Here is a 16,406-nt window from a genome sequence, read left to right on the forward strand (position 1 = left end):
GAATTTTGAATTTATTATGTCTGTTGGTATTAGCTTAAGTTTATTGATTGGTAAGGTGAAACCGACGAAAGCTCCTAGAGAATTGATGGAAGCACTAGATAGTGTGGAAGTTACCCATAATGAGCAGGGGCGATCAGGGTTTCAGATTAGTTTTCGTGTGGGGCGTTCTGGTGTTAAAGATCAGCAGGACTTCAATTTATTGAAAAGTCCGTTACTTGCACCTTTTAACAGAGTAATGATTATTGTGAACATCAATGCTACAGCCAAAATATTGATGGATGGGATAATTACTCTGAAACAATTTTCTCCTGGAGAATTGGGACGCTCTACCTTAAATATCACAGGTGAAGATGTCAGCGTGATGATGGATTTGGAAGAAAAGTCTATTGAACATCCACAACAAGATGAAACCAAGATAGTTAGGCATATTGTCTCGAAATACTCTAAATATGGTTTTGATTTAGAAGTAGTGCCACCAGAATTTCAAGATACGCCGGAAAAGACGAGACGTACACCAGTACAGCAGGGTACTGACTTGAAATATATCCAAGAGATGGCAAGTCGCTTTGACCATGTTTTCCATATTACAGCAGGACCAACACAGGGGAGAAATAAAGCCTACTGGGGTCCACCGAAGCGGAAAACTAAAATTCAAAAAGCGCTTACCGTCAATATGGGTTCTTACAGCAATGTAGAATCTATTAATTTTCAGTACAGTGCTTTAGCTCCCGCTACTGTAGATGGTTACGTTCAAGACCGGAATAGTAACCAACAAACTAGAGTATTGCAAATGTTTACGAGCGATCGCCCCAATTTATCGGCACATCCAGCACTGACTACTCAAAGTCATCGACGGACAACCATATTCCGAGAAACCGGCAGATTAACAGCACAATCCTTGAGTCGCGCTCAAGCGATAATTGATAATTCTACAGAGCAAGTAGTTACAGCAAGCGGTGAATTAGATGTCACCCGCTACGGCACAATTTTAGAACTACGAGGATTAGTAGGCTTGCGCGGTGTGGGCTTAAGTCACGACGGAGTTTATTACGTTAAATCAGTCACTCATAAATTACGAGAAGGCGAATACAAACAGAGCTTTACTATCACCCGTGAAGGGTTAGGGAGCAAGGAGATGTTTTTGCAAATTTGAATAGAGGGGAGTAGGGGAGATGAGGAAGAGGACAGAGGTTGATTAATGACTAAATTTTTTGGAAAGTATCGAGGCAAAGTTACCAGTAATCAAGACCCTTTAAATTTAGGGCGCATTCAAGTAGAAGTGCCAGCTATTTATGGTGATGGTCGTCAAAGTTGGGCTATGCCTTGTACACCTTATGCTGGGGTTGATATTGGTTTTTTTACTGTTCCCCCTGTGGGGACAAATGTGTGGGTGGAATTTGAAGGTGGCGACACAGATTATCCTATATGGGCTGGTTGTTTTTGGGGTGACAATCAACTACCACAGGCAGCTAGGGTAGGGGAACCAGATAAGGTTCAGGTATTCAAAACTAATGGAATTACTTTTACTTGGAATAATTTAGATAATAAAGGTTTATTTATTGAAGTTAAAGATCCTGTAGTTAATAGACCACTAAAAATGGTGTTTAATTCTGAGGGAATTGAAATTAATAATAATAACGAATTAACTATTAAATTAACAACAGATATTATTGAACTGAAAAATCGGACTACATCTACTGTAACTATGACTGCGGATAGTATTCAAATTAAAGAAAGTTCCGTAGAAATTGATTTAACAGCTAGCAGTATTGAATTAAAAAGTCCAACTGGAAATATCAAATTAACAGCATCAACAGGTATAGAGTTAACTACTACTCCTGCCTCAACCAAGCTGACACCTACTAGCATTGATTTAAGCTTGGGTGCAGCTAACGTCAAAGTTTCACCAATCAGTGTCAATGTCAACAATGGAGCTTTGGAGGTGATTTAAATGCCAGGATTTCTACTCAATCTTAGTAGTATGGTGATTTGCGCTCATGGAGGACAGGCTAAACCAACCGTTCCAAATGTACGGTTACGGGCGATGGGTTTACCTACAGCTACCCAACCTTTCCCTTATGTCATTGCTGGGTGCGTCAATCCACCGCCACCAGTCAACGTTGGACCCTGCATCCTGGGTAACTGGATTGTAGCTGCTGTCAGAGTCAAATCAATGGGTATGCCTGTTTTGTTGATGGATAGTCAAGCCATCTGTGTACCCACTGGTACACCCCTGACAGTTGTCCTGACTCAAATGCGAGTTAAAGCTATGTGAAGAAGGGGCTAAGTAGGTGGGCGGGAAAAAACCCAATTATGTTACGAGAACCGAATTGAATTGGAGTGGCAGCACCTTAAAAAAGACCAACTATGTGGGCAAATATTTGATGATGAGTTAGGCCTCGCTTATGCCATACTTGATGGCGTTAAAGCTAGAGGAGGGTCTACTATTCTTAGCTCAAGTGCTTTTAAACCAGACATTCAAAGGCATAACAATCTTCTTCACCCCTAATCCCTCACCTTATGGAAATTGCCTACCCCTTTCGTATTGATGGCCGCGGACGTATAGCTGAGACGACGGAAAACGAACACATCCGGCAAATGATTGAGCAGGTGTTGTTTACTAATCCTGGTGAACGAGTTAATCGCCCTGATTTTGGTTGTGGTTTGTTGCAGTTAATCTTTGCACCCAACAGTGAGGAACTAGCTGCGGCTACGGAATTTATTGTTAAAGGAGCTTTGGAGCAGTGGTTAGGAGATGTCATCCAACCAGAAGCGGTGGATGTTACTGCCATTGACTCTAGTTTACAAGTGACGATCGCCTATTTAGTGCGACGGACCCAACAACGTCAGATTGATTCATTCTCTCGGGAGGTTTGAAATGGTTACTCATTACCATTGTCGCAATAATCAGCGACGGGAGTTAATTCGCACTAGCAAAGGGGCAAATGGTCAACCCCTACTCAATGGTATTGATTATTTAGAAGTTTCTCCCGATCAAAAAACCCTGAAACTGCATTTTATCCATAATTTGTCTACACCATCTTTGACTGAGGAGAATTGGGTAATCCTGAGAAATGATCAAGCTGCGGATATTTCTATAACTTCTACGAGCAGTTTTGCTAATATCTTGACGCTGAGAATTAATCATCCAGGCGATAAGGTCGGTAACTATAAGCTGAGGTTGATTAGTTTGCAAAATGAGTCTCCACCACCAGAGGGTTTTGATCCCCAGCTTTCCACAGTTGAGTTTTCTTTCCGGGCTGATGAGTTAAGCGAGTTTGACTGTCTCACCACCGCTACAGATACGGGATTACAGGCGCAAATTCCCCCGATTGACTACCTAGCCAAAGATTATGCCAGTTTCCGCCAACTGATGCTGGATAGACTCAACATCACTATGCCCAATTGGCGGGAACGTAACCCTGCCGATGTGGGGGTGATGTTGGTAGAATTATTAGCGTATGCAGGCGATCGCCTGAGTTATTATCAAGATGCTGTAGCTACGGAAGCTTATCTAGGGAAGGCAAGACAACGCACTTCGATTCGCCGTCATGCTCGGTTGTTGGATTATCCTATGCACGATGGTTGTAATGCGCGTGTGTGGGTGCGACTGGAAGTTAGCCAAGCCGGGGATGGACAAAAGTTGCTGGGTGCATCTAAAAAAGATTTGCGACCGGGGGCTAAATTATTTACTAAACGAGAGGATAAATTACCCAAGCAACCGACGGGCGAAGAATATGCAGGTCTGTTGAACAAAGGGGTGCAGATATTTGAAACGATGCACGATATCACCTTATATAAAAGTCATAATCAAATTTATTTTTATACTTGGGATGCTGAGATATTTTACTTAGAGGCAGGGGCAATCCACGCAACATTAAATAACGAAAATAATGACCTCAATCTCCAAGTAGGGGATGTGTTAATATTTACCCAAGTCTTAGGTTTTGATAGCGGAGAACCCGCTGAAGCCGATTTGACTCAGCGCCACGTCGTGCGGTTGACGAAAGTGAAACCCTACCAAGATCCTTTATATCAAAAGGATTTGCTAGAAATTTCCTGGGCGGCTGGTGATGCCCTACCTTTCCATCTGTGGATTACCAATGTAGTAAATGATACTGTTATTAAAAACATCAGTGTGGCACAAGGCAACGTAGTTTTAGCCGATCATGGCTGCACCATCACCGCAGAATTACCCCTAGTCCCAGAAACCGGGCGCTATCGACCACAGTTGCAGTTTGGCCCAGTGACCCAACAGGGTTACGTACAGTACCGCAGACAACCCTTCAACCCCAAAGCAACCGCCAAGGAAGCACTAATTTGGGATATGCGCCACATCCTCCCCCAAATTTACCTAAAAGAATTAGACCCTAACTCCCACTGGCTTCCCCAACGAGACTTGCTTAACAGTGATAGCTTTGCTCGTGAGTTCGTTGTTGAGACAGAAGACGATGGATCGGCTTTTCTCCGGTTTGGGGACAATGAATCGGGTAAGCAACCAGCACCACAGACGCAGTTTAGAGTTACTTACCGGATTGGTAATGGTAGTAGTGGTAATGTGGGATCTGCGGCTATTCAACAGATTGAACCTCAGTTTCAGACATGGATTACTAAAGTAGATAATCCCATACCTGCTCAGGGTGGCACAGATCCAGAAGCGATCGCACAAGTGCGGTTGTATGCCCCGCAAGCGTTTCGTACGCTCAAGCGGGCGGTGACGGAAGATGATTATGGGGCGATCACTAAACGTTTTCCGACTGTGCGGGAAGCTGTAGCCACTCGACGCTGGACTGGTAGTTGGTACACTGTGTTTATCACTGTAGATCGGGAAGGTGGACAACCAATAGATGGGAAGTTTAAGCAAAAATTAACTGATTTTTTAGAAGCCTATCGTTTAATTGGGCAGGATGTGAAAATTGATAGTCCGATATTTGTGGGTTTGGATATTGGGTTGAAAATTCAAGTTGCTCCTGATTATTTTAACTCTCAAGTCAAGGAAGCATTGCAGAACACCTTTAGTAACCGGATTTTACCCAACCGACAATTAGGTTTTTTTCACCCCGATAACTTGGGTTTTGCTCAACCTGTGTATTTAAGTCAGGTGATTACCAGGGCGATGGAAGTAGCGGGTGTGGTTTCGGTAACTATACAACGTTTTCAACGCTGGGGGCAGTCTACAGCCGATAATATCAAAGCTGGTAAGATTAGTTTGAATCGCTTGGAAATTGCCCGTGTGGATAATGATCTCAGGACACCGCAGAATGGCAAAATTGAATTTGAGATGGAGGGTGGATTATGAATAGTAACCATCAGCCTTTGTCTTTAAATAATCGTCCCGGTTTACCTGCTATCAATTATCGCATTGGTGACTGGGCAAGTTTTCGCCGACGGATGTTAGCGAATTTACCTAAGGCTCAGGGTAATCCAGAAGATGCAAAAGATCGACCCCTAGCAAAATTAAATACCCGTGCTGATGATGATCCAGCGATCGCCATTTTGGATGCTTGGGCTGTTGTGGCTGATGTGCTAACTTTTTATCAAGAACGGATTGCTAATGAAGGCTTTCTGAAAACGGCTACAGAAGAATTATCTGTGGTCGAATTAGTGCGGAGTATTGGTTATGAGCTTGATCCTGGTGTGGCTGCTAGCACTTGGTTGGCGTTTACCGTGGAGGACACTCCAAGTAGCCCTGGGGTAGCAACCGTAGTTAAAGGTACACCAGTTGATAGTTTGCCTGGGGAGGGAGAATTACCCCAGACTTTTGAAACTAGCGCGGAAATGATTGCCCGTGTTGAGTGGAACGCTTTAAAGCCCAGGTTGACTCGGCAGCAGGATATTAGTGTTAACACAGAGATAATTTATTTACAAGGTATAAATACACAATTACAAGCGGGCGATCGCCTGCTGCTCATTGATGAAGAACGCCCCCATGAGTGTTGGTATTTGCTCACCTTGGCAACGGTTATAGTTATTCCAGAGGCGGGTTATACAGCAGTTACTTGGAATCAAGGATTATTATCAACAATTGATAAACCACTGCGTAAACCTTTAGTTTTCGCCTTCCGCCAGAAAGCGGCGTTGTTTGGTGCGAATGCTCCTAAATGGGGGGATATGCCGAACGAAATTAAGCGTGCTTTTGCTGGGACAATTAAGGGTGGTGTTTTTTGTACTGCTAACAATGGCGCGAGTTGGACACCAAGTAATGATGGGTTAGCTAATTTAGATATTCGCTGTCTGGCTTTTAATCAAAAAAGCGGTAGTATTTTCGCTGGTACGGCGGGTAATGGAATTTTTCGCTCTCAAGATAATGGTCAAAACTGGCAGCCTGTCAATATTAATTTAACAAACTTAAATATTCAGCAACTTTATATCAATACAGATGGTTATATTTTTGCTGGAACTCCTAATGGTGGGGTGTTTTCTTCTAAAGATGATGGCGAAAATTGGTCTAATTTGAGTGTGGGAACTATCGGTATCAAATCTACAGGTACTAATAGTTGGGAGTCGAGTAATACTGGGTTGCCGAATACAGTTGTGCGATCGTTGGCGACTTATAATAACTATATTTTTATTGGCACAGATAAGGGTGTATATCGTTCCCAAGATCAGGGGAAGAATTGGGATTTAAATAAATTAGAAAATCAAGTTGTGCGTTCTTTATTAGTTTACACGAAACTAGCTCCAGCAAAAGGAACAATTTCGAGTAAAGATACTACAGTCACAGGTAATTCAGACACAGATTTTCAGCAACAGTTTGCAGTAGGTAATTTTATCACAGCAGCGAATCAAACGAAAAAGATAACGAGTATTAAGAGTAAGAATGAATTAACAGTAGATAAAGCTTTCAGTCCAGATTTATCTGCTGGTACTGCCTTTTTCATGGATCGTAATTTCATTTTCGCTGGGACTGATAATGGTGTTTATCGTTCAGACGATTTAGGGGAAACTTGGAACCCCAAAAATTTAACAACCAAGTCTGTTTACTCTATCATTACTTATACAATTCCCCGTCGAGTTGGTATCGGCACAATTTCTAGTAATGAGATAACTGTTAATTTTGATGTACCTTTCTCCACTGCTAATCTCCACCCAGGCGATATTATTACTGTTGGCAATGAAGCGCGGACAGTAGTTAAAATAAATAGTGATACTCAATTTGTAATTGATGCTCAGTTTAGCAGCAACTTTGCTCCTAACACGGCATTTTCTCTCGGTGGTACATATATTTTTGTGGCAACAAATGGTGGTGTATATCGGTCGCCAAATTTAGGGGATAATTGGGATCAAGTCTTTACAACTAAACCGATAGTTCGGAGTTTGACAACTTACGAGCATGATGGTTTACGATATATATTCGCGGGGACAAAAGGCGGGGTTTTTGTTTCTACAGATCATGGGAATAGTTGGCAAGATGTGACAACAAATCCTCAAAATGTAGATGTAACTTCCCTGGCTGTTGGTGTTAAAACTGGTACGGGGAGTGTTTCTGGTACAGCCAACAATGTATTTGCGGGGAATGTATTTGCTGGTTTTGTGGAAGATGCAGATGGTGAATGGAAGAATTTTCAAATTCAGCCAGCAGCTAATAATGCAAAACAACTATTGGATTTAGATACTTTATATCCGAGGATATTAGCACAAAGTTGGATGGTTCTATTAAAAGAAGATGGAACTCAAGCACAACCGTTGATAGTTGAGAGTGTGGCGACGGTTTCGCGGAGAGATTACGGGTTGGAAAGTAAGGTTACGCAAGTTTCCGTCAATACAAAAGTAAATCCTAGTGATTTTCCTCTCCGACGCACAACTGTTTTAGCTGTGAGTGAACAATTAAATTTAGCAGAGGAACAACTAACAGTTAAAATACAGCAACAGCAGATTTTTAATGACCCCATCAGTAACAATAAAATTTATCTCAAAGAATTTGTTCCTGGGTTGCGACCAGATAAAGTATTGTTGTTTAGTGGGAAGCGGATTCGGGTTCAAATCAACAATGTCGGTGGTGTATTTTCCTTCACGAAGGATGGTAAATGGCTACGCAAAAATCAAAGTTTGACAAATACGGTTGTACAGATACTTGTCAGTGATGTTGAGGGAAATTTGTTTGCTGGAACTGAAAGTGGTGCTTTGAAATTTGCAGTTAATGGGGAGAAGTGGGAACCATTTGATGATTTAAAGAATAAAAATATTCCAGATTTGATAATTACTAATGGTACTATGTTTGCTGCTACTGCTAGTACGGGCATTTTTCGTTCTCAAAATCATGGTGAAACTTGGGAGGAAACTAATACTGGTTTGGCGAATCAAAATATTATTGCCTTGACTGCTGATGATGACAACATTTTTGCAGCTACATCAGGTAGTATTTTTATATCTCAAAATAATGGCAGCAATTGGAATGCGATCGCTACTTTTTTAATAAATGTAGAAATCACCTCTTTACTATATACAGGAGGTTTTCTTTTTGCTGGGACAAATCAAGGGGTATACCGTTCCTCTGATGAGGGTAGCAGTTGGCAGCAAGTATTACAACAGACGAATATTTCTGCGTTAGGGACCAATCATAGCGGTGATATTTTGGCGGGAACTGCTAATAGTGGCGTGTTTCGCACCAAGAAGAATGGTGATACTTGGGATGAGTGGCTACCAATTAATACTAATCTTAATGATGTGCATATTCGTTGCTTGGCAATTAAACAAGGTACAGATGATGCTTATGTAGGTACAGATATGAGTGGCGTGTTCCGTTACATTGATGATTCTACAGGTTGGCAACAGCTTAACAATGGTTTGAAGAGTATCGATGTGCGTGCGATCGCTATTCATGACGATAACATTTATGCTGGGGGCGTGGGTATTTTGGCTGCATTTGATGGGATGTCTTCGGCTGAGTTGAAAATTGGCGACTCCCTACAACTGTTTTCTCCATCACAAAGCGCCACATGGAAATTAATAGATAAAAATGGTTTTGTCGGTTCTCTAGAAATTCTCGAACCAGAGGATATGACTTTACTTCCAGCCAACAAAGAAGATGCGACAGTCAGCGAAATTGCTGTCATTAACACACCGCCAGATAATCAAAAATTACCCATCCTGATTTTACAACAGTCATTGCAAAATAGTTACGACCCAGCAACCACAACGATTTATGCTAATGTTGTGGCTGCAAATCACGGCGAAACCATCGAAGAAGTGTTGGGTAGTGGTGACGGAACTTTGGCAAATCAAACCTTCATTTTGCAAAAACCACCCCTGACTTATATTTCAGCCACTACCCCCAGTGGTAACCAGAGTACTTTACAGGTATTTGTCGATGGTGTGCTTTGGCTAGAGGCAGCTTCTTTATACGAACTAACTCCCACTGAACAAAAATACATTACCCGAATTGATGATGATGGCACAACCGCAGTCATCTTTGGCGATGGGAAAAAAGGTGCGCGTCTCCCTAGTGGTGTGGAAAACGTGCTAGCGATTTACCGCAGTGGTATTGGCTTGGGAGGAAATTTACCCCAAGATAGACTAAGTTTACTCAAAAAAAGACCATTGGCTCTGAAGGAAGTCACTAACCCCTTACCAGCCACTGGTGGTGCATCCCGCGAACCAATGGAAGAAGCCCGTACCAGCGCCCCCTTAACTGTGCGGACTCTTGACAGAATTGTATCACTACAAGACTTTGAAGACTTTACCCGCGCTTTTGGTGGTATTGGTAAAGCCCAAGCCAGGCTATTACAAAACCGCGCCACTAGGATCATACATATTACTGTAGCAGCGATGGGTGGGGACGAGGTGCGAACAGATTCTAGTCTGTATCAAAACTTAGTGAAAGCAATTGACGCAGCCAGAGATCCAATGGGCGTGGTGGTTGAGGTAGATTCTTATCAAGCTTTACTATTTAATGTGGCAGCCAAAATTGTGATCGATAGCAAGCGTCAACCAATAACTGTTTTAGAAAATGTTCGCACTGCTTTGTTAGCAAGATTTGCTTTTGCTAAACGTGATTTTGGACAATCTGTCACTGCATCAGAGGTAATTGCAACTATGCAAAATATTCCTGGTGTGATTGCTGTGGCTGTGGATGCTCTTTATCGACAAAATTTAAGTAAAACTTTGGAGGATATTTTATTGGCGAACAAAGCTGATTGGAATGAAGCAAAAGACCAAATTTTACCAGCACAATTGTTGTTGCTGCATACTGAAGGAATTAAATTAAGTTATGAAATTATGTAGAGTGGTAATGCCCACTAAATTATAAATTAATTATATAAATTAATTACAAGCAACAAAACATTTATGAATCAAGGTGATAACGAAAATCTATACAAACTACTCCCAGCAATTTATCGCATCCGTGATGAACTACAAGGTTATCCTTTACAGGCTTTATTGGGTGTCATTGAACAAGAAATATTACTAATTGAATCAGATATTGAAAATTTATATGAAAATTGGTTTATTGAGACTTGTGATCGCTGGGTCGTTCCTTACATTGGCGATTTATTAGATGTGAAGTTCTACACCGACAGTTTGCGTACTTCTGGACAAGAGCGACGTGCTTATGTAGCCAATACTATAGCCTATCGATCGCGGAAGGGTACTGTACCGGTGCTTGAGCAATTGGTAGTAGATATTACTGACTGGCGAGCTAGGGTAGTAGAATTTTTTAAGTTTATTGGTACTACGCAAAACATTAATAATCCTCGTTTGGGATCTGTGACTGTAGATGTGCGAAATTCTCAAGTTGTAAATACTCCTTTTGCAACTAATAACGCTTACACAATTGATATTAGAAACTCTGGGAAGAACCGGGGTAACTATAATATCTCTAACATTGGTATATATCTCTGGCGTTTAAAAAGCTATCCTTTAGAAAAGGTGACAGCACATCTTGATAAAACAGTTGTAGACAACACACTCAAAGGACAGTGTTATACTTTCAGTCCTTTGGGTAATTCAATTCCCCTCTTTAACCAACCCCAAACAGAAACCGAAATCACCAGTTTGGCGCAAGAAGTTAATGTACCAGGAAAGCTACGACGGACTGCATTAGCACAGGAAATAGATCAGATTCGTCAATTATTAGCAAAAGAAAATAAGTCACCAGATATTGAGGGTTACTTTGTTCGGGATCAGCCTGTTTTTGAAATATTTGAAAATAGTAATTTAATCGCACCGCCAGAGATTTATATCGATGATTTAACCAACTGGAAATTACCACCTGATACTCATTATAAAAAATTTGATGGTAGCACTTATCAAGTAAAAGTAGCAGTAGATCCCGAATTGGGCAGAATCGTATTTCGTCAGCAACCAAATATTGTCAACGTCAATTATTCTTATGCGTTTAGTGGTGATATTGGCGGTGGTTCTTATGATAGAAGTCTGTCTATAAATAGTAGTATATCTCCCACACAAAGCCGCATTGCTTGGAATATAGATGCAAATTCTTCAAGTGATGATAAAAATCCTCTGTTAACAGCAGTCCAAAGTTGGAACAAAAATGTCCAAATTTGGGAATATTGCCAAGAATTATTCTACATCCCTCTGGGACGTTTAGCGATTAACTCAGACAGGGCAATTATGCAAGTAACTCCGCAGTTGCAACCTGGGATTTTTACAGGTTTAACTGTGATATCTGCTCCGCTAACAAGTGAGGTTATAGTTAACCCTGGTAAAGCAGTAGATTCCCAAGGACAACTTATAGATTTAAAAATCAAGTACCGAGTTAATCTCAAAACTTACGCTAATCAAACTGTATTATTGCTCATTTCTTACAAAAAAGCGCCGACAGAACCAAAATGGGAAATTCAAGTTATCCCCAACTCAACTAATGTACCTTCTCTATCTATTCCTTTGGCGCGTCTAATTATCGATTCCCAAGGAAAAATTGAAAAATTGAGTCGAGAAGTACGTTCCCAATTTCAACCCGGAATCGTGAGTGGTTTGGTAGTTGATTATCAGCATGATTTACATTTAATAGCTGTATCTGCTGGTAAAGCTATTAACAGTCAAGCCAAGCTAATTCAGTTAGAAAATGGTGCTTCTACAACCCTAGATATTCTCAACACCAACAACTGTCCCAACTGGCTTGTGTATCTGACCCTCAAAGGTAAAGTTTCTCTAGTTCGTGATGAAGAAATCGGAGTGATTACTTTAAAAACTAACCAAACTTATCGAGGTAATCTGACACTTCGCATTCCCGCAGATAAGCATTTACAAATTATTGCGGCTAGTGAATACCGTCCACACTTAGCAGGGAATTTGTTGATAGAGGGGATTGCCAAAAATAACGTTAATCCTGGTAAGTTAACGTTGAATGGTCTTTTATTAGCTGGTAAAGTCACAGTCTTACCAGGAAATCTCAGAAGATTAACTATTAGCAATTGCACTGTAGTACCACAAAATGGAGGCATAATTGTCAAACGCAAGCAGGAGCAAATTTCCGAGACACCAACAGAAGATGATGATGGCTTCTCTTTAATTGTGTTGGTAATTTACTGCTTCAATCTCATCCAGAAAGTTTTGCAAATTGGCGTAGGAGTGGATAGTCAGAAGTCACAAAATGTGCTGATGCAGTTATTTCAATTAGCCAAGCAACAAGTAGCACGTTTCCTTATGACTTTACAAGACATTCTCAGTCAATGGGAATGCCCAGAATTACCCGATGATAGTAATGATAAACAAGGGGATTGTTGGACATCAGTAGATATTGCTTTAGAAAAAAACAACAGTAATTTAGCGATCGCCATTGATAATAGTATCTGTGGGGCAATTAATATCGCCGATACTGTACCACATTTAGAAATTGTAGACAGCATTATCGATAGGGGATACAAGCAAACAGCAATCACTGCTTTTGACACCCATGCAGAGATTACAACTACAACTATTTTTGGTGCAACTACCCTCCGCAGTTTAGAAGCCAGTAACAGCTTATTTTTAGAGAAACTCACAGTACTGCGTCAGCAAGACGGCTGTATGCGCTTTTGTTACTTCCCCAACGATTCTCGCACTCCTAGTCGCTACCGTTGTCAGCCAGATTTAGCACTGGCTACCATCCCCAATTTACCAGCCGGGATTACTGCTTTAGCTATCAGCACCACAGATATATTTGCAGGTACAGCCGGTAACGGTGTCTTCCGTGCTCAAAATGACAAATGGATACCAGTAAATCAAGGTTTGAATGATGCTAATCTCACCCCAATTTATAGTGATGCTAAAACGGGAACGGGGACGATTAGCAGCAAGGGTACAAGCATAACTGGTATTGGCACAAGATTTTTAGTGGAGTTGCAAAAAGGCGATCGCTTAGTTATCGCAAATGAAACTAAAACAGTGATATCCTTAAATGATGCTCAAGCTTTAACAATCGATACTGCCTTTAAACAAGATTTACTCCCCACAAGTTTTAGAATCAAAAATCTTTTACTTGACATCAATATTACTGCCTTAGTCATTCACAACAATACTTTATTTGCTGGCACAACTGGCGGCAGAATTTTTCACTCCAGCAATAACGGTGATAGTTGGACATCTAATATCCCTGGTTTAGAAAATCAAGGAGTTAATACAGATATCACAGTCCTGATGTCTCATCAGAATCATAGCTTACTATTTGCGGGTACATCTGGTAATGGGTTATTCCGTTCCCAAGATAATGGGAATAATTGGGAACAAATTAATCCCGATTTAAAAAATCAAAACATCACCGCTTGCGTCGTCAATATCAACACCCAAGAAATATTTGTCGGGACATTTGGCGGTGGTGTATTCCGTTCCATAAATAATGGTGATTCTTGGTTAGCAATGAATCGCAACTTAACGCATCTTTACGTTACCACCTTAACTATCAATCAAAATAACGGACAAATATTCGTTGGGACAACTGGCGGCGGTATCTTCCGTTTTGAAAGTGATTATGAACAGTGGCAGCAAATCAACGTCGGTTTAACCAATATAGATATTACAGCACTGGTAGTATATAGCAAAAAAGGTCAGGGAACAATTAAGAGTGAAGGCAATAAACTTATCGGTGATGGTACAATTTTTCAGCAACAATTAGCAAAAGGTAGTTGCATCACTGTAAATAATGAAAATAAGACTGTCACCTCTATTGATCGTAATTCGCCGAATAACCTCTTGACAATAGACATTGCTTTTAGTAACGATTTATCTCCAGATACCAGCTTTAATATTAACTATCTTTTAGCTGGTACAACTGATGGCAATATATTTGCTTCAATTGATAATGGTAGAAGTTGGGACTTAAAAAATGCCATTTCCCTATCTGGTGGGATTACCACCTTAGCTATCCAGCAAAATAATCAAGAAAGTATAGTATTTGCTGGGACTGCTGTCGGTAGTATTTTACGCTACGACGAAGATAACAATAATTGGTTGTCAGTCAATCAAGGCTTAAATAATGTGGAAGAAAAAATGCTTTTCCTCAGAAGGTTACAACCTAGTTTCTCATCTCAAGACTATGGTGATCCTAATTATGCCCAACTGAGCCAATTATGTAGCCCAGAAATTCGCACTGGAGCAGAAAACGGTGCAGAAATGGGTGCTTTTAATTATCTAAAAAATGCACAGCGTGAGGTGAGTTTACAAGCTAGCCTCAAAGAGTATCTGCGTTTTGGACTAGAATTGGGTATTTTTTACGAAACTTGAGAGAGGAAATTATGAAAGGCGATTTTACACGGTTTACTTTTCAACCACAAAAACATTACAACAGCGTATGGATGCAGCAGGGACGGTTGCAATTAGACGCTGACTGGAACGAGATGATTAATATTCAGAATTATCTGCGTCAATCTCAATCTCAAGACATGATTGGCGGTTATGGTGTCTCGAAAACTACAGGTGGTTTTCAAATTACTCCTGATGGTAAAGATTTGCGAATTTCCCCAGGACACGTTTATGTAAATGGGATTCTCTGCGAGTTAGAAAAAGAAGTTAAATATACCCAGCAAGATGACCACCCTAGTGCTATTGTATCAGATATTGGTGGACTTAAAAAAGCTGCATACTATCTCGCATATTTAGATGTATGGCAACGTCATATTACTGCTGTTGATGATCCTAATATTCAAGAAGTAGCTTTAGGTGGGTTAGATACTAGCACTCGTAGCAAAACAATATGGCAAGTAAGACTCTTAGAAATAGGTTTAGAAAAACCATCCGCAGATAAAAAACCAGGAGATTTACTCCAACAAAAGTTAGAGCGTGCTAACCCCGAAAAACGTCAAGTCTATCTCAACGTTAGTGGTAAATATACAGGGTCGGAAAATTTTTTATATCGTGTGGAAATTCATCAACCTGGTGCTTTAGGAACAGCCACTTTTAAATGGTCGCGGAATAATGCTACCTTAGTAAGAACTATTGCTAAAATTGTTGCCAAAACTATCACCCTCAACAGCACGGGAAGCGAATCTACCCAATCATTTGAAGCAGGACAATGGGTGGAAATTATTGATGAAGTACAAGAATTAAATAATCAACCAGGGCGTTTAGTTCAGTTACAAAGTGTTTCTGGAAATAAACTAGAAATATTAGGTGATCCCCTCGATGCAGCGCTGGCGCAACAAAAATTAAAAATACGCGGTTGGGATAATAAAAATTCAGAAATTGCCACTCTTGCTGACGAATGGGAAATCGAACAAGGAATTAAAATCAAATTTGCTTCAGAAAACAATTCTCTATTTCAAACAGGCGACTATTGGCTGATTCCTGTACGAAATACAAGCAATAGTAATACTAATAATATTGAGTGGTTAGATAGTCAACAATTACCATTAGGCATTAAACATGATTATTTCCCCTTAGTATTGTTGCAGTTCAATGAGAAGGAAGAATTTTCACAAACGCAAGAATATACACAAAAATTCCCGCCTTTAATACGCTGTTTAGATAAAACTGGCGATACAATGACCGGAAATTTATACATCGCTGGTAAATATGAACAAGGTCAATATATCCCGGCCAAATTAGGCATAGGTACACTCACACCACTAGCAAGATTACAGGTAGAAAATACCTTTGATTTAGCAAATATCGCTAGTTTTTTAGACAGTAAAAAACAGACTCAACTAATTATTACCGAAACAGGGCAAATCGGTATTGGTATAGACATACCCCAAGAAAAACTTCATCTCAACGGTGCAATTCGCGGAAACCAGTCGGGCGCACTACGAATAAATACAGGTACAGGCTATGTCGATATAGGTTCACAAGACCCGAACTGGACCCATTTTCGCACAGACCGCGATCGCTATTTATTCGACAAAGGGATTACCATTGCTACAGGGTTGATTGGTAGTGATGCGAATACCAACTTGTCACTGCAAACTCATGGCGTCACCCAAATGACTTTGTTGCAGAGTAATGGTAACGTCGGTATTGGTATAGACATC

The 16,406-nt window shown here is 40.6% G+C and carries 8 protein-coding genes; all 8 read left to right on the top strand.

The features are described from left to right. Window positions 1-16: 16 nt before the first annotated feature. Window positions 17-1,153 carry a hypothetical protein gene (locus tag G4P69_RS02380; protein ID WP_208339735.1) on the top strand — a complete coding sequence of 379 codons (1,137 nt, stop codon included), beginning with the start codon at window positions 17-19 and terminating at the stop codon, window positions 1,151-1,153. A 45-nt stretch (window positions 1,154-1,198) separates the two neighbouring features. Continuing rightward, on the top strand, window positions 1,199-1,951 hold the full coding sequence (locus tag G4P69_RS02385) for a phage baseplate assembly protein V (RefSeq protein ID WP_208339737.1): 753 nt from the start codon (window positions 1,199-1,201) through the stop codon (window positions 1,949-1,951). After that, on the top strand, window positions 1,952-2,275 hold the full coding sequence (locus G4P69_RS02390; RefSeq protein WP_208339738.1) for a hypothetical protein: 324 nt from the start codon (window positions 1,952-1,954) through the stop codon (window positions 2,273-2,275). A gap of 245 nt (window positions 2,276-2,520) precedes the next feature. Beyond that, complete coding sequence (locus G4P69_RS02395) at window positions 2,521-2,877, top strand: GPW/gp25 family protein (protein WP_208339739.1); 357 nt, start codon at window positions 2,521-2,523, stop codon at window positions 2,875-2,877. A 1-nt stretch (window position 2,878) separates the two neighbouring features. Continuing rightward, window positions 2,879-5,299 (top strand): putative baseplate assembly protein, encoded by a 2,421-nt coding sequence (locus G4P69_RS02400; RefSeq protein WP_208339740.1) that lies wholly within the window; start codon window positions 2,879-2,881, stop codon window positions 5,297-5,299. Then, entirely contained in the window at window positions 5,296-10,224 is a 4,929-nt protein-coding gene (locus G4P69_RS02405; RefSeq protein ID WP_208339741.1) for a putative baseplate assembly protein, read from the top strand. The genes G4P69_RS02400 and G4P69_RS02405 overlap by 4 nt, the downstream gene beginning before the upstream one ends. Window positions 10,225-10,287: 63 nt before the next feature. Further along, on the top strand, window positions 10,288-14,664 hold the full coding sequence (locus tag G4P69_RS02410; protein WP_208339742.1) for a hypothetical protein: 4,377 nt from the start codon (window positions 10,288-10,290) through the stop codon (window positions 14,662-14,664). Between the two features lie 11 nt (window positions 14,665-14,675). Then, window positions 14,676-16,406, top strand: a 1,731-nt coding sequence (locus tag G4P69_RS02415; RefSeq protein WP_208348209.1) for a DUF6519 domain-containing protein, incomplete at its 3' end; no start/stop codon positions are given.

This window comes from Aetokthonos hydrillicola CCALA 1050 (genome assembly GCF_017591665.1).
GTDB classification, from domain to species: Bacteria; Cyanobacteriota; Cyanobacteriia; order Cyanobacteriales; family Nostocaceae; genus Aetokthonos; species Aetokthonos hydrillicola.